Origin of the sequence: Halomonas qaidamensis (assembly GCF_025917315.1) — a bacterium.
GTDB lineage: Bacteria > Pseudomonadota > Gammaproteobacteria > Pseudomonadales > Halomonadaceae > Vreelandella > Vreelandella qaidamensis.
On sequence record NZ_CP080627.1, the window covers coordinates 2,549,184 to 2,574,478 of the forward strand.

Genomic DNA, 25,295 nt, shown 5'->3' on the forward strand with positions numbered 1-25,295 from the left:
TTATTCGATATCTAGCTTACCTGTATTAATCATGTGCTGGATAACATCTTCTGGGCTTCCACCGTCAAAGTCAGCGAAGCTCTTACCTTCTAACCGAATAACTTGATCGGCGTTATCTTTGTCACCCGCTAAATCACCTTTAGAGTTAAGGTACAGCACTGTGTCATCACCGTCCTCTTCTGCGACAATATAAGCATCTAGCGAGTCACCGTTTTCATAATCCAATAACTCACCGATATCCAGTTTATCGCCTTCGCCTTCACCTGAATTGAAGTCCATCACTGTATCAATCGCAGGACTATCCGAAGTGCCTTGGTCATTCAATTCCCACTTGAAGGTGTCAGCACCAAGGCCACCGAAGAGCAGATCGTTACCTTCTCCACCAATGAGAGTGTCGTTGCCCCCTTCACCATAGAGAATATCGTCACCATCCCCACCTCTTAGAGTATCATCTTGCAACCCGCCAACAATAAGGTCGTCATTCTCGCCGCCTTCTAGTGTGTTGGAAAGATTGGTCTCTCCAAAGATAAAGCCTTTGATATCTGTGGACTCGTTACCAAACTCATCTACTGAATCCACCTTAAGCTGGCCGGTGCGGCCAACCAACGAACCAACGTCAAAGCTCCAGTTACCATTGGCATCAATCGTCGTAACACCAAGCGACTCTTCGTTGCCACTTTCATCAAGCTGGAATATCTCAACGTTGGAGTTCGGCATACCAGAGCCGTTGACGGTGAACTCACGGAAGCCAACGTCAGTATCCTGTTGGTCATCAATCAAATAGTTTGTTGTGTTTGTATATGTAGTCGCAATTACTCCATCTGAATCGATCACGAGATAAGCTTGCTGACCGTCTACCGTACCTTGAAGGAGCAAGATATCTCTCTCATCACCCGTTACCGCGAAGTAGTCAGAACGTGTGACGGTCATTTCGGTGGTGATCTCGGTGCGCACCTCTTGTGTTTCGTTGACCCATCTCCACCCCCTCCAAACCCTAACTGTTTCATATGAAACTTGGGTGTACGACACACTATAAACGTCACCCACTGCCATTAGTGCAGTACTATTACTCCCTTCGACACTGGTGATCGAGAGATCCTGCGTACGCGAAATTTGATTTGAGCTAAGGTTAGCACCCCGTCCTAATGAGGTATTACTCACGGTGGAAGTAACACCAAACTGACTCGTAGAAAGTCCTCCCTCCCAAATCAGCGTGGATACTTCTACACCCACCTCTTCCCTGAGCTCGAAGTCAGTAATAGAAATCGAGGGCAAAATAACACCAGGAGCTGTTGCCTGTGCAGTGGCTTCATTGCCAACAGAGTCACTGACAGAGGCCTCAGCAGTGTAATCCCCAACCGCTAACGGACGTACCAATTCTACTGTCCAAGAACCATCGCTCCCTACAACGCCGGTTACAGTTTGCTCTACACCATTAGCGTCCGTAATTTTCACGGTCACCGTCGCGCCGACTTCATCGGAGGTGCCGCTGATATCTGGCGTCGTGTCGTTGGTATTGGTAAGCAAATCATCGAATGCAAGTGTCGGCGGTGTGAGATCAACTTCACCGCTGGTGTCGGCGTTTGCAATATTTCCTGCCTCATCACTTACCGACGCATCAACTTGATACACACCTTCGGCGAGCTCCTCGATCACCTCTGCAGACCACGTACCATTAGCTAGCACAATAGCTGTCAACGTTTGCGAATTATTGTCGGCATCCGTCACCACCACGGTCACCGTCGCTCCGATTTCATCGGAGGTACCGGTAATCGTCGGCGTGGTGTCGTTGCTGTCCGGCGCGTCCACGGTCAGCGTCGGAGGTATAGTGTCAAAGTCAACATTGGTAGTGGCATTGACGGGGTCGCCGTTGTTGTCGGTCGCCACCGCATCGATGGTCAGTTCGCCATCGGTCAGGCCGCTGACGTTCACACCGGTCAGGCTGTACTCGCCGTTTTCATCCACGGTGGCCGTCACTTCAACCGGCGTGCCGCCGTTTGCAGAGGTGATGGTGATGGTCACCTCACCGTTTTCTGGAACGTCTTGGCTGGTGCCGCTGATGTTCAGCAGACCGTCGGTGGAGTCATCCGCCGTGACGGTCAGTTCACCCGCAACCGCATCCAGATCCGCAGTGTCCTGGGCCGTGACGGTGTCGCCGTTGTTGTCGGTCGCAACCGCATCGATGGTCAGCTCGCCATCGGTCAGGCCGCTGACGTCCACACCGGTCAGGCTGTACTCGCCGTTTTCATCCACGGTCGCCGTGACGATGACGGTTTCATCGTTCTGGTCGGTGATGGTGATGGTCACCTCACCGTTTTCTGGAACGTCTTGGCTGGTGCCGCTGATGTTCAGCAGACCGTCGGTGGAGTCATCCGCCGTGACGGTCAGTTCACCCGCAACCGCATCCAGATCCGCAGTGTCCTGGGCCGTGACGGTGTCGCCGTTGTTGTCGGTCGCCACCGCATCGATGGTCAGCTCGCCATCGGTCAGGCCGCTGACGTCCACACCGGTCAGGCTGTACTCGCCGTTTTCATCCACGGTCGCCGTGACGATGACGGTTTCATCGTTCTGGTCGGTGATGGTGATGGTCACCTCACCGTTTTCTGGAACGTCTTGGCTGGTGCCGCTGATGTTCAGCAGACCGTCGGTGGAGTCATCCGCCGTGACGGTCAGTTCACCCGCAACCGCATCCAGATCCGCAGTGTCCTGGGCCGTGACGGTGTCGCCGTTGTTGTCGGTCGCAACCGCATCGATGGTCAGCTCGCCATCGGTCAGGCCGCTGACGTCCACACCGGTCAGGCTGTACTCGCCGTTTTCATCCACGGTCGCCGTGACGATGACGGTTTCATCGTTCTGGTCGGTGATGGTGATGGTCACCTCACCGTTTTCTGGAACGTCTTGGCTGGTGCCGCTGATGTTCAGCAGACCGTCGGTGGAGTCATCCGCCGTGACGGTCAGTTCACCCGCAACCGCATCCAGATCCGCAGTGTCCTGGGCCGTGACGGTGTCGCCGTTGTTGTCGGTCGCCACCGCATCGATGGTCAGCTCGCCATCGGTCAGGCCGCTGACGTCCACACCGGTCAGGCTGTACTCGCCGTTTTCATCCACGGTCGCCGTGACGATGACGGTTTCATCGTTCTGGTCGGTGATGGTGATGGTCACCTCACCGTTTTCTGGAACGTCTTGGCTGGTGCCGCTGATGTTCAGCAGACCGTCGGTGGAGTCATCCGCCGTGACGGTCAGTTCACCCGCAACCGCATCCAGATCCGCAGTGTCCTGGGCCGTGACGGTGTCGCCGTTGTTGTCGGTCGCCACCGCATCGATGGTCAGCTCGCCATCGGTCAGGCCGCTGACGTCCACACCGGTCAGGCTGTACTCGCCGTTTTCATCCACGGTCGCCGTGACGATGACGGTTTCATCGTTCTGGTCGGTGATGGTGATGGTCACCTCACCGTTTTCTGGAACGTCTTGGCTGGTGCCGCTGATGTTCAGCAGACCGTCGGTGGAGTCATCCGCCGTGACGGTCAGTTCACCCGCAACCGCATCCAGATCCGCAGTGTCCTGGGCCGTGACGGTGTCGCCGTTGTTGTCGGTCGCCACCGCATCGATGGTCAGCTCGCCATCGGTCAGGCCGCTGACGTCCACACCGGTCAGGCTGTACTCGCCGTTTTCATCCACGGTCGCCGTGACGATGACGGTTTCATCGTTCTGGTCGGTGATGGTGATGGTCACCTCACCGTTTTCTGGAACGTCTTGGCTGGTGCCGCTGATGTTCAGCAGACCGTCGGTGGAGTCATCCGCCGTGACGGTCAGTTCACCCGCAACCGCATCCAGATCCGCAGTGTCCTGGGCCGTGACGGTGTCGCCGTTGTTGTCGGTCGCCACCGCATCGATGGTCAGCTCGCCATCGGTCAGGCCGCTGACGTCCACACCGGTCAGGCTGTACTCGCCGTTTTCATCCACGGTCGCCGTGACGATGACGGTTTCATCGTTCTGGTCGGTGATGGTGATGGTCACCTCACCGTTTTCTGGAACGTCTTGGCTGGTGCCGCTGATGTTCAGCAGACCGTCGGTGGAGTCATCCGCCGTGACGGTCAGTTCACCCGCAACCGCATCCAGATCCGCAGTGTCCTGGGCCGTGACGGTGTCGCCGTTGTTGTCGGTCGCCACCGCATCGATGGTCAGCTCGCCATCGGTCAGGCCGCTGACGTCCACACCGGTCAGGCTGTACTCGCCGTTTTCATCCACGGTCGCCGTGACGATGACGGTTTCATCGTTCTGGTCGGTGATGGTGATGGTCACCTCACCGTTTTCTGGAACGTCTTGGCTGGTGCCGCTGATGTTCAGCAGACCGTCGGTGGAGTCATCCGCCGTGACGGTCAGTTCACCCGCAACCGCATCCAGATCCGCAGTGTCCTGGGCCGTGACGGTGTCGCCGTTGTTGTCGGTCGCCACCGCATCGATGGTCAGCTCGCCATCGGTCAGGCCGCTGACGTCCACACCGGTCAGGCTGTACTCGCCGTTTTCATCCACGGTCGCCGTGACGATGACGGTTTCATCGTTCTGGTCGGTGATGGTGATGGTCACCTCACCGTTTTCTGGAACGTCTTGGCTGGTGCCGCTGATGTTCAGCAGACCGTCGGTGGAGTCATCCGCCGTGACGGTCAGTTCACCCGCAACCGCATCCAGATCCGCAGTGTCCTGGGCCGTGACGGTGTCGCCGTTGTTGTCGGTCGCCACCGCATCGATGGTCAGCTCGCCATCGGTCAGGCCGCTGACGTCCACACCGGTCAGGCTGTACTCGCCGTTTTCATCCACGGTCGCCGTGACGATGACGGTTTCATCGTTCTGGTCGGTGATGGTGATGGTCACCTCACCGTTTTCTGGAACGTCTTGGCTGGTGCCGCTGATGTTCAGCAGACCGTCGGTGGAGTCATCCGCCGTGACGGTCAGTTCACCCGCAACCGCATCCAGATCCGCAGTGTCCTGGGCCGTGACGGTGTCGCCGTTGTTGTCGGTCGCCACCGCATCGATGGTCAGCTCGCCATCGGTCAGGCCGCTGACGTCCACACCGGTCAGGCTGTACTCGCCGTTTTCATCCACGGTCGCCGTGACGATGACGGTTTCATCGTTCTGGTCGGTGATGGTGATGGTCACCTCACCGTTTTCTGGAACGTCTTGGCTGGTGCCGCTGATGTTCAGCAGACCGTCGGTGGAGTCATCCGCCGTGACGGTCAGTTCACCCGCAACCGCATCCAGATCCGCAGTGTCCTGGGCCGTGACGGTGTCGCCGTTGTTGTCGGTCGCCACCGCATCGATGGTCAGCTCGCCATCGGTCAGGCCGCTGACGTCCACACCGGTCAGGCTGTACTCGCCGTTTTCATCCACGGTCGCCGTGACGATGACGGTTTCATCGTTCTGGTCGGTGATGGTGATGGTCACCTCACCGTTTTCTGGAACGTCTTGGCTGGTGCCGCTGATGTTCAGCAGACCGTCGGTGGAGTCATCCGCCGTGACGGTCAGTTCACCCGCAACCGCATCCAGATCCGCAGTGTCCTGGGCCGTGACGGTGTCGCCGTTGTTGTCGGTCGCCACCGCATCGATGGTCAGCTCGCCATCGGTCAGGCCGCTGACGTCCACACCGGTCAGGCTGTACTCGCCGTTTTCATCCACGGTCGCCGTGACGATGACGGTTTCATCGTTCTGGTCGGTGATGGTGATGGTCACCTCACCGTTTTCTGGAACGTCTTGGCTGGTGCCGCTGATGTTCAGCAGACCGTCGGTGGAGTCATCCGCCGTGACGGTCAGTTCACCCGCAACCGCATCCAGATCCGCAGTGTCCTGGGCCGTGACGGTGTCGCCGTTGTTGTCGGTCGCCACCGCATCGATGGTCAGCTCGCCATCGGTCAGGCCGCTGACGTCCACACCGGTCAGGCTGTACTCGCCGTTTTCATCCACGGTCGCCGTGACGATGACGGTTTCATCGTTCTGGTCGGTGATGGTGATGGTCACCTCACCGTTTTCTGGAACGTCTTGGCTGGTGCCGCTGATGTTCAGCAGACCGTCGGTGGAGTCATCCGCCGTGACGGTCAGTTCACCCGCAACCGCATCCAGATCCGCAGTGTCCTGGGCCGTGACGGTGTCGCCGTTGTTGTCGGTCGCCACCGCATCGATGGTCAGCTCGCCATCGGTCAGGCCGCTGACGTCCACACCGGTCAGGCTGTACTCGCCGTTTTCATCCACGGTCGCCGTGACGATGACGGTTTCATCGTTCTGGTCGGTGATGGTGATGGTCACCTCACCGTTTTCTGGAACGTCTTGGCTGGTGCCGCTGATGTTCAGCAGACCGTCGGTGGAGTCATCCGCCGTGACGGTCAGTTCACCCGCAACCGCATCCAGATCCGCAGTGTCCTGGGCCGTGACGGTGTCGCCGTTGTTGTCGGTCGCCACCGCATCGATGGTCAGCTCGCCATCGGTCAGGCCGCTGACGTCCACACCGGTCAGGCTGTACTCGCCGTTTTCATCCACGGTCGCCGTGACGATGACGGTTTCATCGTTCTGGTCGGTGATGGTGATGGTCACCTCACCGTTTTCTGGAACGTCTTGGCTGGTGCCGCTGATGTTCAGCAGACCGTCGGTGGAGTCATCCGCCGTGACGGTCAGTTCACCCGCAACCGCATCCAGATCCGCAGTGTCCTGGGCCGTGACGGTGTCGCCGTTGTTGTCGGTCGCCACCGCATCGATGGTCAGCTCGCCATCGGTCAGGCCGCTGACGTCCACACCGGTCAGGCTGTACTCGCCGTTTTCATCCACGGTCGCCGTGACGATGACGGTTTCATCGTTCTGGTCGGTGATGGTGATGGTCACCTCACCGTTTTCTGGAACGTCTTGGCTGGTGCCGCTGATGTTCAGCAGACCGTCGGTGGAGTCATCCGCCGTGACGGTCAGTTCACCCGCAACCGCATCCAGATCCGCAGTGTCCTGGGCCGTGACGGTGTCGCCGTTGTTGTCGGTCGCCACCGCATCGATGGTCAGCTCGCCATCGGTCAGGCCGCTGACGTCCACACCGGTCAGGCTGTACTCGCCGTTTTCATCCACGGTCGCCGTGACGATGACGGTTTCATCGTTCTGGTCGGTGATGGTGATGGTCACCTCACCGTTTTCTGGAACGTCTTGGCTGGTGCCGCTGATGTTCAGCAGACCGTCGGTGGAGTCATCCGCCGTGACGGTCAGTTCACCCGCAACCGCATCCAGATCCGCAGTGTCCTGGGCCGTGACGGTGTCGCCGTTGTTGTCGGTCGCCACCGCATCGATGGTCAGCTCGCCATCGGTCAGGCCGCTGACGTCCACACCGGTCAGGCTGTACTCGCCGTTTTCATCCACGGTCGCCGTGACGATGACGGTTTCATCGTTCTGGTCGGTGATGGTGATGGTCACCTCACCGTTTTCTGGAACGTCTTGGCTGGTGCCGCTGATGTTCAGCAGACCGTCGGTGGAGTCATCCGCCGTGACGGTCAGTTCACCCGCAACCGCATCCAGATCCGCAGTGTCCTGGGCCGTGACGGTGTCGCCGTTGTTGTCGGTCGCCACCGCATCGATGGTCAGCTCGCCATCGGTCAGGCCGCTGACGTCCACACCGGTCAGGCTGTACTCGCCGTTTTCATCCACGGTCGCCGTGACGATGACGGTTTCATCGTTCTGGTCGGTGATGGTGATGGTCACCTCACCGTTTTCTGGAACGTCTTGGCTGGTGCCGCTGATGTTCAGCAGACCGTCGGTGGAGTCATCCGCCGTGACGGTCAGTTCACCCGCAACCGCATCCAGATCCGCAGTGTCCTGGGCCGTGACGGTGTCGCCGTTGTTGTCGGTCGCCACCGCATCGATGGTCAGCTCGCCATCGGTCAGGCCGCTGACGTCCACACCGGTCAGGCTGTACTCGCCGTTTTCATCCACGGTCGCCGTGACGATGACGGTTTCATCGTTCTGGTCGGTGATGGTGATGGTCACCTCACCGTTTTCTGGAACGTCTTGGCTGGTGCCGCTGATGTTCAGCAGACCGTCGGTGGAGTCATCCGCCGTGACGGTCAGTTCACCCGCAACCGCATCCAGATCCGCAGTGTCCTGGGCCGTGACGGTGTCGCCGTTGTTGTCGGTCGCCACCGCATCGATGGTCAGCTCGCCATCGGTCAGGCCGCTGACGTCCACACCGGTCAGGCTGTACTCGCCGTTTTCATCCACGGTCGCCGTGACGATGACGGTTTCATCGTTCTGGTCGGTGATGGTGATGGTCACCTCACCGTTTTCTGGAACGTCTTGGCTGGTGCCGCTGATGTTCAGCAGACCGTCGGTGGAGTCATCCGCCGTGACGGTCAGTTCACCCGCAACCGCATCCAGATCCGCAGTGTCCTGGGCCGTGACGGTGTCGCCGTTGTTGTCGGTCGCCACCGCATCGATGGTCAGCTCGCCATCGGTCAGGCCGCTGACGTCCACACCGGTCAGGCTGTACTCGCCGTTTTCATCCACGGTCGCCGTGACGATGACGGTTTCATCGTTCTGGTCGGTGATGGTGATGGTCACCTCACCGTTTTCTGGAACGTCTTGGCTGGTGCCGCTGATGTTCAGCAGACCGTCGGTGGAGTCATCCGCCGTGACGGTCAGTTCACCCGCAACCGCATCCAGATCCGCAGTGTCCTGGGCCGTGACGGTGTCGCCGTTGTTGTCGGTCGCCACCGCATCGATGGTCAGCTCGCCATCGGTCAGGCCGCTGACGTCCACACCGGTCAGGCTGTACTCGCCGTTTTCATCCACGGTCGCCGTGACGATGACGGTTTCATCGTTCTGGTCGGTGATGGTGATGGTCACCTCACCGTTTTCTGGAACGTCTTGGCTGGTGCCGCTGATGTTCAGCAGACCGTCGGTGGAGTCATCCGCCGTGACGGTCAGTTCACCCGCAACCGCATCCAGATCCGCAGTGTCCTGGGCCGTGACGGTGTCGCCGTTGTTGTCGGTCGCCACCGCATCGATGGTCAGCTCGCCATCGGTCAGGCCGCTGACGTCCACACCGGTCAGGCTGTACTCGCCGTTTTCATCCACGGTCGCCGTGACGATGACGGTTTCATCGTTCTGGTCGGTGATGGTGATGGTCACCTCACCGTTTTCTGGAACGTCTTGGCTGGTGCCGCTGATGTTCAGCAGACCGTCGGTGGAGTCATCCGCCGTGACGGTCAGTTCACCCGCAACCGCATCCAGATCCGCAGTGTCCTGGGCCGTGACGGTGTCGCCGTTGTTGTCGGTCGCCACCGCATCGATGGTCAGCTCGCCATCGGTCAGGCCGCTGACGTCCACACCGGTCAGGCTGTACTCGCCGTTTTCATCCACGGTCGCCGTGACGATGACGGTTTCATCGTTCTGGTCGGTGATGGTGATGGTCACCTCACCGTTTTCTGGAACGTCTTGGCTGGTGCCGCTGATGTTCAGCAGACCGTCGGTGGAGTCATCCGCCGTGACGGTCAGTTCACCCGCAACCGCATCCAGATCCGCAGTGTCCTGGGCCGTGACGGTGTCGCCGTTGTTGTCGGTCGCCACCGCATCGATGGTCAGCTCGCCATCGGTCAGGCCGCTGACGTCCACACCGGTCAGGCTGTACTCGCCGTTTTCATCCACGGTCGCCGTGACGATGACGGTTTCATCGTTCTGGTCGGTGATGGTGATGGTCACCTCACCGTTTTCTGGAACGTCTTGGCTGGTGCCGCTGATGTTCAGCAGACCGTCGGTGGAGTCATCCGCCGTGACGGTCAGTTCACCCGCAACCGCATCCAGATCCGCAGTGTCCTGGGCCGTGACGGTGTCGCCGTTGTTGTCGGTCGCAACCGCATCGATGGTCAGCTCGCCATCGGTCAGGCCGCTGACGTCCACACCGGTCAGGCTGTACTCGCCGTTTTCATCCACGGTCGCCGTGACGATGACGGTTTCATCGTTCTGGTCGGTGATGGTGATGGTCACCTCACCGTTTTCTGGAACGTCTTGGCTGGTGCCGCTGATGTTCAGCAGACCGTCGGTGGAGTCATCCGCCGTGACGGTCAGTTCACCCGCAACCGCATCCAGATCCGCAGTGTCCTGGGCCGTGACGGTGTCGCCGTTGTTGTCGGTCGCCACCGCATCGATGGTCAGCTCGCCATCGGTCAGGCCGCTGACGTCCACACCGGTCAGGCTGTACTCGCCGTTTTCATCCACGGTCGCCGTGACGATGACGGTTTCATCGTTCTGGTCGGTGATGGTGATGGTCACCTCACCGTTTTCTGGAACGTCTTGGCTGGTGCCGCTGATGTTCAGCAGACCGTCGGTGGAGTCATCCGCCGTGACGGTCAGTTCACCCGCAACCGCATCCAGATCCGCAGTGTCCTGGGCCGTGACGGTGTCGCCGTTGTTGTCGGTCGCCACCGCATCGATGGTCAGCTCGCCATCGGTCAGGCCGCTGACGTCCACACCGGTCAGGCTGTACTCGCCGTTTTCATCCACGGTCGCCGTGACGATGACGGTTTCATCGTTCTGGTCGGTGATGGTGATGGTCACCTCACCGTTTTCTGGAACGTCTTGGCTGGTGCCGCTGATGTTCAGCAGACCGTCGGTGGAGTCATCCGCCGTGACGGTCAGTTCACCCGCAACCGCATCCAGATCCGCAGTGTCCTGGGCCGTGACGGTGTCGCCGTTGTTGTCGGTCGCCACCGCATCGATGGTCAGCTCGCCATCGGTCAGGCCGCTGACGTCCACACCGGTCAGGCTGTACTCGCCGTTTTCATCCACGGTCGCCGTGACGATGACGGTTTCATCGTTCTGGTCGGTGATGGTGATGGTCACCTCACCGTTTTCTGGAACGTCTTGGCTGGTGCCGCTGATGTTCAGCAGACCGTCGGTGGAGTCATCCGCCGTGACGGTCAGTTCACCCGCAACCGCATCCAGATCCGCAGTGTCCTGGGCCGTGACGGTGTCGCCGTTGTTGTCGGTCGCCACCGCATCGATGGTCAGCTCGCCATCGGTCAGGCCGCTGACGTCCACACCGGTCAGGCTGTACTCGCCGTTTTCATCCACGGTCGCCGTGACGATGACGGTTTCATCGTTCTGGTCGGTGATGGTGATGGTCACCTCACCGTTTTCTGGAACGTCTTGGCTGGTGCCGCTGATGTTCAGCAGACCGTCGGTGGAGTCATCCGCCGTGACGGTCAGTTCACCCGCAACCGCATCCAGATCCGCAGTGTCCTGGGCCGTGACGGTGTCGCCGTTGTTGTCGGTCGCCACCGCATCGATGGTCAGCTCGCCATCGGTCAGGCCGCTGACGTCCACACCGGTCAGGCTGTACTCGCCGTTTTCATCCACGGTCGCCGTGACGATGACGGTTTCATCGTTCTGGTCGGTGATGGTGATGGTCACCTCACCGTTTTCTGGAACGTCTTGGCTGGTGCCGCTGATGTTCAGCAGACCGTCGGTGGAGTCATCCGCCGTGACGGTCAGTTCACCCGCAACCGCATCCAGATCCGCAGTGTCCTGGGCCGTGACGGTGTCGCCGTTGTTGTCGGTCGCCACCGCATCGATGGTCAGCTCGCCATCGGTCAGGCCGCTGACGTCCACACCGGTCAGGCTGTACTCGCCGTTTTCATCCACGGTCGCCGTGACGATGACGGTTTCATCGTTCTGGTCGGTGATGGTGATGGTCACCTCACCGTTTTCTGGAACGTCTTGGCTGGTGCCGCTGATGTTCAGCAGACCGTCGGTGGAGTCATCCGCCGTGACGGTCAGTTCACCCGCAACCGCATCCAGATCCGCAGTGTCCTGGGCCGTGACGGTGTCGCCGTTGTTGTCGGTCGCCACCGCATCGATGGTCAGCTCGCCATCGGTCAGGCCGCTGACGTCCACACCGGTCAGGCTGTACTCGCCGTTTTCATCCACGGTCGCCGTGACGATGACGGTTTCATCGTTCTGGTCGGTGATGGTGATGGTCACCTCACCGTTTTCTGGAACGTCTTGGCTGGTGCCGCTGATGTTCAGCAGACCGTCGGTGGAGTCATCCGCCGTGACGGTCAGTTCACCCGCAACCGCATCCAGATCCGCAGTGTCCTGGGCCGTGACGGTGTCGCCGTTGTTGTCGGTCGCCACCGCATCGATGGTCAGCTCGCCATCGGTCAGGCCGCTGACGTCCACACCGGTCAGGCTGTACTCGCCGTTTTCATCCACGGTCGCCGTGACGATGACGGTTTCATCGTTCTGGTCGGTGATGGTGATGGTCACCTCACCGTTTTCTGGAACGTCTTGGCTGGTGCCGCTGATGTTCAGCAGACCGTCGGTGGAGTCATCCGCCGTGACGGTCAGTTCACCCGCAACCGCATCCAGATCCGCAGTGTCCTGGGCCGTGACGGTGTCGCCGTTGTTGTCGGTCGCCACCGCATCGATGGTCAGCTCGCCATCGGTCAGGCCGCTGACGTCCACACCGGTCAGGCTGTACTCGCCGTTTTCATCCACGGTCGCCGTGACGATGACGGTTTCATCGTTCTGGTCGGTGATGGTGATGGTCACCTCACCGTTTTCTGGAACGTCTTGGCTGGTGCCGCTGATGTTCAGCAGACCGTCGGTGGAGTCATCCGCCGTGACGGTCAGTTCACCCGCAACCGCATCCAGATCCGCAGTGTCCTGGGCCGTGACGGTGTCGCCGTTGTTGTCGGTCGCCACCGCATCGATGGTCAGCTCGCCATCGGTCAGGCCGCTGACGTCCACACCGGTCAGGCTGTACTCGCCGTTTTCATCCACGGTCGCCGTGACGATGACGGTTTCATCGTTCTGGTCGGTGATGGTGATGGTCACCTCACCGTTTTCTGGAACGTCTTGGCTGGTGCCGCTGATGTTCAGCAGACCGTCGGTGGAGTCATCCGCCGTGACGGTCAGTTCACCCGCAACCGCATCCAGATCCGCAGTGTCCTGGGCCGTGACGGTGTCGCCGTTGTTGTCGGTCGCCACCGCATCGATGGTCAGCTCGCCATCGGTCAGGCCGCTGACGTCCACACCGGTCAGGCTGTACTCGCCGTTTTCATCCACGGTCGCCGTGACGATGACGGTTTCATCGTTCTGGTCGGTGATGGTGATGGTCACCTCACCGTTTTCTGGAACGTCTTGGCTGGTGCCGCTGATGTTCAGCAGACCGTCGGTGGAGTCATCCGCCGTGACGGTCAGTTCACCCGCAACCGCATCCAGATCCGCAGTGTCCTGGGCCGTGACGGTGTCGCCGTTGTTGTCGGTCGCCACCGCATCGATGGTCAGCTCGCCATCGGTCAGGCCGCTGACGTCCACACCGGTCAGGCTGTACTCGCCGTTTTCATCCACGGTCGCCGTGACGATGACGGTTTCATCGTTCTGGTCGGTGATGGTGATGGTCACCTCACCGTTTTCTGGAACGTCTTGGCTGGTGCCGCTGATGTTCAGCAGACCGTCGGTGGAGTCATCCGCCGTGACGGTCAGTTCACCCGCAACCGCATCCAGATCCGCAGTGTCCTGGGCCGTGACGGTGTCGCCGTTGTTGTCGGTCGCCACCGCATCGATGGTCAGCTCGCCATCGGTCAGGCCGCTGACGTCCACACCGGTCAGGCTGTACTCGCCGTTTTCATCCACGGTCGCCGTGACGATGACGGTTTCATCGTTCTGGTCGGTGATGGTGATGGTCACCTCACCGTTTTCTGGAACGTCTTGGCTGGTGCCGCTGATGTTCAGCAGACCGTCGGTGGAGTCATCCGCCGTGACGGTCAGTTCACCCGCAACCGCATCCAGATCCGCAGTGTCCTGGGCCGTGACGGTGTCGCCGTTGTTGTCGGTCGCCACCGCATCGATGGTCAGCTCGCCATCGGTCAGGCCGCTGACGTCCACACCGGTCAGGCTGTACTCGCCGTTTTCATCCACGGTCGCCGTGACGATGACGGTTTCATCGTTCTGGTCGGTGATGGTGATGGTCACCTCACCGTTTTCTGGAACGTCTTGGCTGGTGCCGCTGATGTTCAGCAGACCGTCGGTGGAGTCATCCGCCGTGACGGTCAGTTCACCCGCAACCGCATCCAGATCCGCAGTGTCCTGGGCCGTGACGGTGTCGCCGTTGTTGTCGGTCGCCACCGCATCGATGGTCAGCTCGCCATCGGTCAGGCCGCTGACGTCCACACCGGTCAGGCTGTACTCGCCGTTTTCATCCACGGTCGCCGTGACGATGACGGTTTCATCGTTCTGGTCGGTGATGGTGATGGTCACCTCACCGTTTTCTGGAACGTCTTGGCTGGTGCCGCTGATGTTCAGCAGACCGTCGGTGGAGTCATCCGCCGTGACGGTCAGTTCACCCGCAACCGCATCCAGATCCGCAGTGTCCTGGGCCGTGACGGTGTCGCCGTTGTTGTCGGTCGCCACCGCATCGATGGTCAGCTCGCCATCGGTCAGGCCGCTGACGTCCACACCGGTCAGGCTGTACTCGCCGTTTTCATCCACGGTCGCCGTGACGATGACGGTTTCATCGTTCTGGTCGGTGATGGTGATGGTCACCTCACCGTTTTCTGGAACGTCTTGGCTGGTGCCGCTGATGTTCAGCAGACCGTCGGTGGAGTCATCCGCCGTGACGGTCAGTTCACCCGCAACCGCATCCAGATCCGCAGTGTCCTGGGCCGTGACGGTGTCGCCGTTGTTGTCGGTCGCCACCGCATCGATGGTCAGCTCGCCATCGGTCAGGCCGCTGACGTCCACACCGGTCAGGCTGTACTCGCCGTTTTCATCCACGGTCGCCGTGACGATGACGGTTTCATCGTTCTGGTCGGTGATGGTGATGGTCACCTCACCGTTTTCTGGAACGTCTTGGCTGGTGCCGCTGATGTTCAGCAGACCGTCGGTGGAGTCATCCGCCGTGACGGTCAGTTCACCCGCAACCGCATCCAGATCCGCAGTGTCCTGGGCCGTGACGGTGTCGCCGTTGTTGTCGGTCGCCACCGCATCGATGGTCAGCTCGCCATCGGTCAGGCCGCTGACGTCCACACCGGTCAGGCTGTACTCGCCGTTTTCATCCACGGTCGCCGTGACGATGACGGTTTCATCGTTCTGGTCGGTGATGGTGATGGTCACCTCACCGTTTTCTGGAACGTCTTGGCTGGTGCCGCTGATGTTCAGCAGACCGTCGGTGGAGTCATCCGCCGTGACGGTCAGTTCACCCGCAACCGCATCCAGATCCGCAGTGTCCTGGGCCGTGACGGTGTCGCCGTTGTTGTCGGTCGCCACCGCATCGATGGTCAGCTCGCCATCGGTCAGGCCGCTGACGTCCACACCGGTCAGGCTGTACTCGCCGTTTTCATCCACGGTCGCCGTGACGATGACGGTTTCATCGTTCTGGTCGGTGATGGTGATGGTCACCTCACCGTTTTCTGGAACGTCTTGGCTGGTGCCGCTGATGTTCAGCAGACCGTCGGTGGAGTCATCCGCCGTGACGGTCAGTTCACCCGCAACCGCATCCAGATCCGCAGTGTCCTGGGCCGTGACGGTGTCGCCGTTGTTGTCGGTCGCCACCGCATCGATGGTCAGCTCGCCATCGGTCAGGCCGCTGACGTCCACACCGGTCAGGCTGTACTCGCCGTTTTCATCCACGGTCGCCGTGACGATGACGGTTTCATCGTTCTGGTCGGTGATGGTGATGGTCACCTCACCGTTTTCTGGAACGTCTTGGCTGGTGCCGCTGATGTTCAGCAGACCGTCGGTGGAGTCATCCGCCGTGACGGTCAGTTCACCCGCAACCGCATCCAGATCCGCAGTGTCCTGGGCCGTGACGGTGTCGCCGTTGTTGTCGGTCGCCACCGCATCGATGGTCAGCTCGCCATCGGTCAGGCCGCTGACGTCCACACCGGTCAGGCTGTACTCGCCGTTTTCATCCACGGTCGCCGTGACGATGACGGTTTCATCGTTCTGGTCGGTGATGGTGATGGTCACCTCACCGTTTTCTGGAACGTCTTGGCTGGTGCCGCTGATGTTCAGCAGACCGTCGGTGGAGTCATCCGCCGTGACGGTCAGTTCACCCGCAACCGCATCCAGATCCGCAGTGTCCTGGGCCGTGACGGTGTCGCCGTTGTTGTCGGTCGCCACCGCATCGATGGTCAGCTCGCCATCGGTCAGGCCGCTGACGTCCACACCGGTCAGGCTGTACTCGCCGTTTTCATCCACGGTCGCCGTGACGATGACGGTTTCATCGTTCTGGTCGGTGATGGTGATGGTCACCTCACCGTTTTCTGGAACGTCTTGGCTGGTGCCGCTGATGTTCAGCAGACCGTCGGTGGAGTCATCCGCCGTGACGGTCAGTTCACCCGCAACCGCATCCAGATCCGCAGTGTCCTGGGCCGTGACGGTGTCGCCGTTGTTGTCGGTCGCAACCGCATCGATGGTCAGCTCGCCATCGGTCAGGCCGCTGACGTCCACACCGGTCAGGCTGTACTCGCCGTTTTCATCCACGGTCGCCGTGACGATGACGGTTTCATCGTTCTGGTCGGTGATGGTGATGGTCACCTCACCGTTTTCTGGAACGTCTTGGCTGGTGCCGCTGATGTTCAGCAGACCGTCGGTGGAGTCATCCGCCGTGACGGTCAGTTCACCCGCAACCGCATCCAGATCCGCAGTGTCCTGGGCCGTGACGGTGTCGCCGTTGTTGTCGGTCGCCACCGCATCGATGGTCAGCTCGCCATCGGTCAGGCCGCTGACGTCCACACCGGTCAGGCTGTACTCGCCGTTTTCATCCACGGTCGCCGTGACGATGACGGTTTCATCGTTCTGGTCGGTGATGGTGATGGTCACCTCACCGTTTTCTGGAACGTCTTGGCTGGTGCCGCTGATGTTCAGCAGACCGTCGGTGGAGTCATCCGCCGTGACGGTCAGTTCACCCGCAACCGCATCCAGATCCGCAGTGTCCTGGGCCGTGACGGTGTCGCCGTTGTTGTCGGTCGCCACCGCATCGATGGTCAGCTCGCCATCGGTCAGGCCGCTGACGTCCACACCGGTCAGGCTGTACTCGCCGTTTTCATCCACGGTCGCCGTGACGATGACGGTTTCATCGTTCTGGTCGGTGATGGTGATGGTCACCTCACCGTTTTCTGGAACGTCTTGGCTGGTGCCGCTGATGTTCAGCAGACCGTCGGTGGAGTCATCCGCCGTGACGGTCAGTTCACCCGCAACCGCATCCAGATCCGCAGTGTCCTGGGCCGTGACGGTGTCGCCGTTGTTGTCGGTCGCCACCGCATCGATGGTCAGCTCGCCATCGGTCAGGCCGCTGACGTCCACACCGGTCAGGCTGTACTCGCCGTTTTCATCCACGGTCGCCGTGACGATGACGGTTTCATCGTTCTGGTCGGTGATGGTGATGGTCACCTCACCGTTTTCTGGAACGTCTTGGCTGGTGCCGCTGATGTTCAGCAGACCGTCGGTGGAGTCATCCGCCGTGACGGTCAGTTCACCCGCAACCGCATCCAGATCCGCAGTGTCCTGGGCCGTGACGGTGTCGCCGTTGTTGTCGGTCGCCACCGCATCGATGGTCAGCTCGCCATCGGTCAGGCCGCTGACGTCCACACCGGTCAGGCTGTACTCGCCGTTTTCATCCACGGTCGCCGTGACGATGACGGTTTCATCGTTCTGGTCGGTGATGGTGATGGTCACCTCACCGTTTTCTGGAACGTCTTGGCTGGTGCCGCTGATGTTCAGCAGACCGTCGGTGGAGTCATCCGCCGTGACGGTCAGTTCACCCGCAACCGCATCCAGATCCGCAGTGTCCTGGGCCGTGACGGTGTCGCCGTTGTTGTCGGTCGCCACCGCATCGATGGTCAGCTCGCCATCGGTCAGGCCGCTGACGTCCACACCGGTCAGGCTGTACTCGCCGTTTTCATCCACGGTCGCCGTGACGATGACGGTTTCATCGTTCTGGTCGGTGATGGTGATGGTCACCTCACCGTTTTCTGGAACGTCTTGGCTGGTGCCGCTGATGTTCAGCAGACCGTCGGTGGAGTCATCCGCCGTGACGGTCAGTTCACCCGCAACCGCATCCAGATCCGCAGTGTCCTGGGCCGTGACGGTGTCGCCGTTGTTGTCGGTCGCCACCGCATCGATGGTCAGCTCGCCATCGGTCAGGCCGCTGACGTCCACACCGGTCAGGCTGTACTCGCCGTTTTCATCCACGGTCGCCGTGACGATGACGGTTTCATCGTTCTGGTCGGTGATGGTGATGGTCACCTCACCGTTTTCTGGAACGTCTTGGCTGGTGCCGCTGATGTTCAGCAGACCGTCGGTGGAGTCATCCGCCGTGACGGTCAGTTCACCCGCAACCGCATCCAGATCCGCAGTGTCCTGGGCCGTGACGGTGTCGCCGTTGTTGTCGGTCGCCACCGCATCGATGGTCAGCTCGCCATCGGTCAGGCCGCTGACGTCCACACCGGTCAGGCTGTACTCGCCGTTTTCATCCACGGTCGCCGTGACGATGACGGTTTCATCGTTCTGGTCGGTGATGGTGATGGTCACCTCACCGTTTTCTGGAACGTCTTGGCTGGTGCCGCTGATGTTCAGCAGACCGTCGGTGGAGTCATCCGCCGTGACGGTCAGTTCACCCGCAACCGCATCCAGATCCGCAGTGTCCTGGGCCGTGACGGTGTCGCCGTTGTTGTCGGTCGCCACCGCATCGATGGTCAGCTCGCCATCGGTCAGGCCGCTGACGTCCACACCGGTCAGGCTGTACTCGCCGTTTTCATCCACGGTCGCCGTGACGATGACGGTTTCATCGTTCTGGTCGGTGATGGTGATGGTCACCTCACCGTTTTCTGGAACGTCTTGGCTGGTGCCGCTGATGTTCAGCAGACCGTCGGTGGAGTCATCCGCCGTGACGGTCAGTTCACCCGCAACCGCATCCAGATCCGCAGTGTCCTGGGCCGTGACGGTGTCGCCGTTGTTGTCGGTCGCAACCGCATCGATGGTCAGCTCGCCATCGGTCAGGCCGCTGACGTCCACACCGGTCAGGCTGTACTCGCCGTTTTCATCCACGGTCGCCGTGACGATGACGGTTTCATCGTTCTGGTCGGTGATGGTGATGGTCACCTCACCGTTTTCTGGAACGTCTTGGCTGGTGCCGCTGATGTTCAGCAGACCGTCGGTGGAGTCATCCGCCGTGACGGTCAGTTCACCCGCAACCGCATCCAGATCCGCAGTGTCCTGGGCCGTGACGGTGTCGCCGTTGTTGTCGGTCGCCACCGCATCGATGGTCAGCTCGCCATCGGTCAGGCCGCTGACGTCCACACCGGTCAGGCTGTACTCGCCGTTTTCATCCACGGTCGCCGTGACGATGACGGTTTCATCGTTCTGGTCGGTGATGGTGATGGTCACCTCACCGTTTTCTGGAACGTCTTGGCTGGTGCCGCTGATGTTCAGCAGACCGTCGGTGGAGTCATCCGCCGTGACGGTCAGTTCACCCGCAACCGCATCCAGATCCGCAGTGTCCTGGGCCGTGACGGTGTCGCCGTTGTTGTCGGTCGCAACCGCATCGATGGTCAGCTCGCCATCGGTCAGGCCGCTGACGTCCACACCGGTCAGGCTGTACTCGCCGTTTTCATCCACGGTCGCCGTGACGATGACGGTTTCATCGTTCTGGTCGGTGATGGTGATGGTCACCTCACCGTTTTCTGGAACGTCTTGGCTGGTGCCGCTGATGTTCAGCAGACCGTCGGTGGAGTCATCCGCCGTGACGGTCAGTTCACCCGCAACCGCATCCAGATCCGCAGTGTCCTGGGCCGTGACGGTGTCGCCGTTGTTGTCGGTCGCAACCGCATCGATGGTCAGCTCGCCATCGGTCAGGCCGCTGACGTCCACACCGGTCAGGCTGTACTCGCCGTTTTCATCCACGGTCGCCGTGACGATGACGGTTTCATCGTTCTGGTCGGTGATGGTGATGGTCACCTCACCGTTTTCTGGAACGTCTTGGCTGGTGCCGCTGATGTTCAGCAGACCGTCGGTGGAGTCATCCGCCGTGACGGTCAGTTCACCCGCAACCGCATCCAGATCCGCAGTGTCCTGGGCCGTGACGGTGTCGCCGTTGTTGTCGGTCGCCACCGCATCGATGGTCAGCTCGCCATCGGTCAGGCCGCTGACGTCCACACCGGTCAGGCTGTACTCGCCGTTTTCATCCACGGTCGCCGTGACGATGACGGTTTCATCGTTCTGGTCGGTGATGGTGATGGTCACCTCACCGTTTTCTGGAACGTCTTGGCTGGTGCCGCTGATGTTCAGCAGACCGTCGGTGGAGTCATCCGCCGTGACGGTCAGTTCACCCGCAACCGCATCCAGATCCGCAGTGTCCTGGGCCGTGACGGTGTCGCCGTTGTTGTCGGTCGCCACCGCATCGATGGTCAGCTCGCCATCGGTCAGGCCGCTGACGTCCACACCGGTCAGGCTGTACTCGCCGTTTTCATCCACGGTCGCCGTGACGATGACGGTTTCATCGTTCTGGTCGGTGATGGTGATGGTCACCTCACCGTTTTCTGGAACGTCTTGGCTGGTGCCGCTGATGTTCAGCAGACCGTCGGTGGAGTCATCCGCCGTGACGGTCAGTTCACCCGCAACCGCATCCAGATCCGCAGTGTCCTGGGCCGTGACGGTGTCGCCGTTGTTGTCGGTCGCCACCGCATCGATGGTCAGCTCGCCATCGGTCAGGCCGCTGACGTCCACACCGGTCAGGCTGTACTCGCCGTTTTCATCCACGGTCGCCGTGACGATGACGGTTTCATCGTTCTGGTCGGTGATGGTGATGGTCACCTCACCGTTTTCTGGAACGTCTTGGCTGGTGCCGCTGATGTTCAGCAGACCGTCGGTGGAGTCATCCGCCGTGACGGTCAGTTCACCCGCAACCGCATCCAGATCCGCAGTGTCCTGGGCCGTGACGGTGTCGCCGTTGTTGTCGGTCGCCACCGCATCGATGGTCAGCTCGCCATCGGTCAGGCCGCTGACGTCCACACCGGTCAGGCTGTACTCGCCGTTTTCATCCACGGTCGCCGTGACGATGACGGTTTCATCGTTCTGGTCGGTGATGGTGATGGTCACCTCACCGTTTTCTGGAACGTCTTGGCTGGTGCCGCTGATGTTCAGCAGACCGTCGGTGGAGTCATCCGCCGTGACGGTCAGTTCACCCGCAACCGCATCCAGATCCGCAGTGTCCTGGGCCGTGACGGTGTCGCCGTTGTTGTCGGTCGCCACCGCATCGATGGTCAGCTCGCCATCGGTCAGGCCGCTGACGTCCACACCGGTCAGGCTGTACTCGCCGTTTTCATCCACGGTCGCCGTGACGATGACGGTTTCATCGTTCTGGTCGGTGATGGTGATGGTCACCTCACCGTTTTCTGGAACGTCTTGGCTGGTGCCGCTGATGTTCAGCAGACCGTCGGTGGAGTCATCCGCCGTGACGGTCAGTTCACCCGCAACCGCATCCAGATCCGCAGTGTCCTGGGCCGTGACGGTGTCGCCGTTGTTGTCGGTCGCCACCGCATCGATGGTCAGCTCGCCATCGGTCAGGCCGCTGACGTCCACACCGGTCAGGCTGTACTCGCCGTTTTCATCCACGGTCGCCGTGACGATGACGGTTTCATCGTTCTGGTCGGTGATGGTGATGGTCACCTCACCGTTTTCTGGAACGTCTTGGCTGGTGCCGCTGATGTTCAGCAGACCGTCGGTGGAGTCATCCGCCGTGACGGTCAGTTCACCCGCAACCGCATCCAGATCCGCAGTGTCCTGGGCCGTGACGGTGTCGCCGTTGTTGTCGGTCGCCACCGCATCGATGGTCAGCTCGCCATCGGTCAGGCCGCTGACGTCCACACCGGTCAGGCTGTACTCGCCGTTTTCATCCACGGTCGCCGTGACGATGACGGTTTCATCGTTCTGGTCGGTGATGGTGATGGTCACCTCACCGTTTTCTGGAACGTCTTGGCTGGTGCCGCTGATGTTCAGCAGACCGTCGGTGGAGTCATCCGCCGTGACGGTCAGTTCACCCGCAACCGCATCCAGATCCGCAGTGTCCTGGGCCGTGACGGTGTCGCCGTTGTTGTCGGTCGCCACCGCATCGATGGTCAGCTCGCCATCGGTCAGGCCGCTGACGTCCACACCGGTCAGGCTGTACTCGCCGTTTTCATCCACGGTCGCCGTGACGATGACGGTTTCATCGTTCTGGTCGGTGATGGTGATGGTCACCTCACCGTTTTCTGGAACGTCTTGGCTGGTGCCGCTGATGTTCAGCAGACCGTCGGTGGAGTCATCCGCCGTGACGGTCAGTTCACCCGCAACCGCATCCAGATCCGCAGTGTCCTGGGCCGTGACGGTGTCGCCGTTGTTGTCGGTCGCCACCGCATCGATGGTCAGCTCGCCATCGGTCAGGCCGCTGACGTCCACACCGGTCAGGCTGTACTCGCCGTTTTCATCCACGGTCGCCGTGACGATGACGGTTTCATCGTTCTGGTCGGTGATGGTGATGGTCACCTCACCGTTTTCTGGAACGTCTTGGCTGGTGCCGCTGATGTTCAGCAGACCGTCGGTGGAGTCATCCGCCGTGACGGTCAGTTCACCCGCAACCGCATCCAGATCCGCAGTGTCCTGGGCCGTGACGGTGTCGCCGTTGTTGTCGGTCGCCACCGCATCGATGGTCAGCTCGCCATCGGTCAGGCCGCTGACGTCCACACCGGTCAGGCTGTACTCGCCGTTTTCATCCACGGTCGCCGTGACGATGACGGTTTCATCGTTCTGGTCGGTGATGGTGATGGTCACCTCACCGTTTTCTGGAACGTCTTGGCTGGTGCCGCTGATGTTCAGCAGACCGTCGGTGGAGTCATCCGCCGTGACGGTCAGTTCACCCGCAACCGCATCCAGATCCGCAGTGTCCTGGGCCGTGACGGTGTCGCCGTTGTTGTCGGTCGCCACCGCATCGATGGTCAGCTCGCCATCGGTCAGGCCGCTGACGTCCACACCGGTCAGGCTGTACTCGCCGTTTTCATCCACGGTCGCCGTGACGATGACGGTTTCATCGTTCTGGTCGGTGATGGTGATGGTCACCTCACCGTTTTCTGGAACGTCTTGGCTGGTGCCGCTGATGTTCAGCAGACCGTCGGTGGAGTCATCCGCCGTGACGGTCAGTTCACCCGCAACCGCATCCAGATCCGCAGTGTCCTGGGCCGTGACGGTGTCGCCGTTGTTGTCGGTCGCCACCGCATCGATGGTCAGCTCGCCATCGGTCAGGCCGCTGACGTCCACACCGGTCAGGCTGTACTCGCCGTTTTCATCCACGGTCGCCGTGACGATGACGGTTTCATCGTTCTGGTCGGTGATGGTGATGGTCACCTCACCGTTTTCTGGAACGTCTTGGCTGGTGCCGCTGATGTTCAGCAGACCGTCGGTGGAGTCATCCGCCGTGACGGTCAGTTCACCCGCAACCGCATCCAGATCCGCAGTGTCCTGGGCCGTGACGGTGTCGCCGTTGTTGTCGGTCGCAACCGCATCGATGGTCAGCTCGCCATCGGTCAGGCCGCTGACGTCCACACCGGTCAGGCTGTACTCGCCGTTTTCATCCACGGTCGCCGTGACGATGACGGTTTCATCGTTCTGGTCGGTGATGGTGATGGTCACCTCACCGTTTTCTGGAACGTCTTGGCTGGTGCCGCTGATGTTCAGCAGACCGTCGGTGGAGTCATCCGCCGTGACGGTCAGTTCACCCGCAACCGCATCCAGATCCGCAGTGTCCTGGGCCGTGACGGTGTCGCCGTTGTTGTCGGTCGCCACCGCATCGATGGTCAGCTCGCCATCGGTCAGGCCGCTGACGTCCACACCGGTCAGGCTGTACTCGCCGTTTTCATCCACGGTCGCCGTGACGATGACGGTTTCATCGTTCTGGTCGGTGATGGTGATGGTCACCTCACCGTTTTCTGGAACGTCTTGGCTGGTGCCGCTGATGTTCAGCAGACCGTCGGTGGAGTCATCCGCCGTGACGGTCAGTTCACCCGCAACCGCATCCAGATCCGCAGTGTCCTGGGCCGTGACGGTGTCGCCGTTGTTGTCGGTCGCCACCGCATCGATGGTCAGCTCGCCATCGGTCAGGCCGCTGACGTCCACACCGGTCAGGCTGTACTCGCCGTTTTCATCCACGGTCGCCGTGACGATGACGGTTTCATCGTTCTGGTCGGTGATGGTGATGGTCACCTCACCGTTTTCTGGAACGTCTTGGCTGGTGCCGCTGATGTTCAGCAGACCGTCGGTGGAGTCATCCGCCGTGACGGTCAGTTCACCCGCAACCGCATCCAGATCCGCAGTGTCCTGGGCCGTGACGGTGTCGCCGTTGTTGTCGGTCGCAACCGCATCGATGGTCAGCTCGCCATCGGTCAGGCCGCTGACGTCCACACCGGCCAGGCTGTAGTTGCCGTCGGCATCCACGGTGGTCGTGACTTCAACCGGATCACCGCCGTTTGCAGAGGTGATCGTGATCTTCACTTCGCCGCCGTCTGGCACGTCGGTGCTGGTGCCGCGGATGTCCACGGTTTGCGCTGCGTCATCCACGGTGGTGCTGGTGATGGTTAGATCGCCCGCGGTCGCATCCAGGTCAGCGGTGTCTTGATCTCTCACCGTGTCGCCGTTGTTATCAAGCGCGGTGGCAACGATGGTCAGTTCGCCATCGGTCAGGCCGCTGACGTTCACACCGGCCAGGCTGTAGTTGCCGTCGGCATCCACGGTGGTCGTGACTTCAACCGGATCACCGCCGTTTGCAGAGGTGATCGTGATCTTCACTTCGCCGCCGTCTGGCACGTCGGTGCTGGTGCCGCGGATGTCCACGGTTTGCGCTGCGTCATCCACGGTGGTGCTGGTGATGGTTAGATCGCCCGCGGTCGCATCCAGGTCAGCGGTGTCTTGATCTCTCACCGTGTCGCCGTTGTTATCAAGCGCGGTGGCAACGATGGTCAGTTCGCCATCGGTCAGGCCGCTGACGTTCACACCGGCCAGGCTGTAGTTGCCGTCGGCATCCACGGTGGTCGTGACTTCAACCGGATCACCGCCGTTTGCAGAGGTGATCGTGATCTTCACTTCGCCGCCGTCTGGCACGTCGGTGCTGGTGCCGCGGATGTCCACGGTTTGCGCTGCGTCATCCACGGTGGTGCTGGTGATGGTTAGATCGCCCGCGGTCGCATCCAGGTCAGCGGTGTCTTGATCTCTCACCGTGTCGCCGTTGTTATCAAGCGCGGTGGCAACGA

1 protein-coding gene (only partly in view) is annotated in these 25,295 nt (G+C 60.8%); it reads right to left on the minus strand.

What is annotated here, in order from left to right:
* On the minus strand, positions 1–25,295 hold the 3' portion of the coding sequence (locus K1Y77_RS11655; protein WP_264428602.1) for an Ig-like domain-containing protein. Its footprint extends 2,824 nt past the window's final position; 25,295 of the gene's 28,119 nt are visible here — the last part of the coding sequence; the start codon falls outside the window, past its right edge; its stop codon occupies positions 1–3.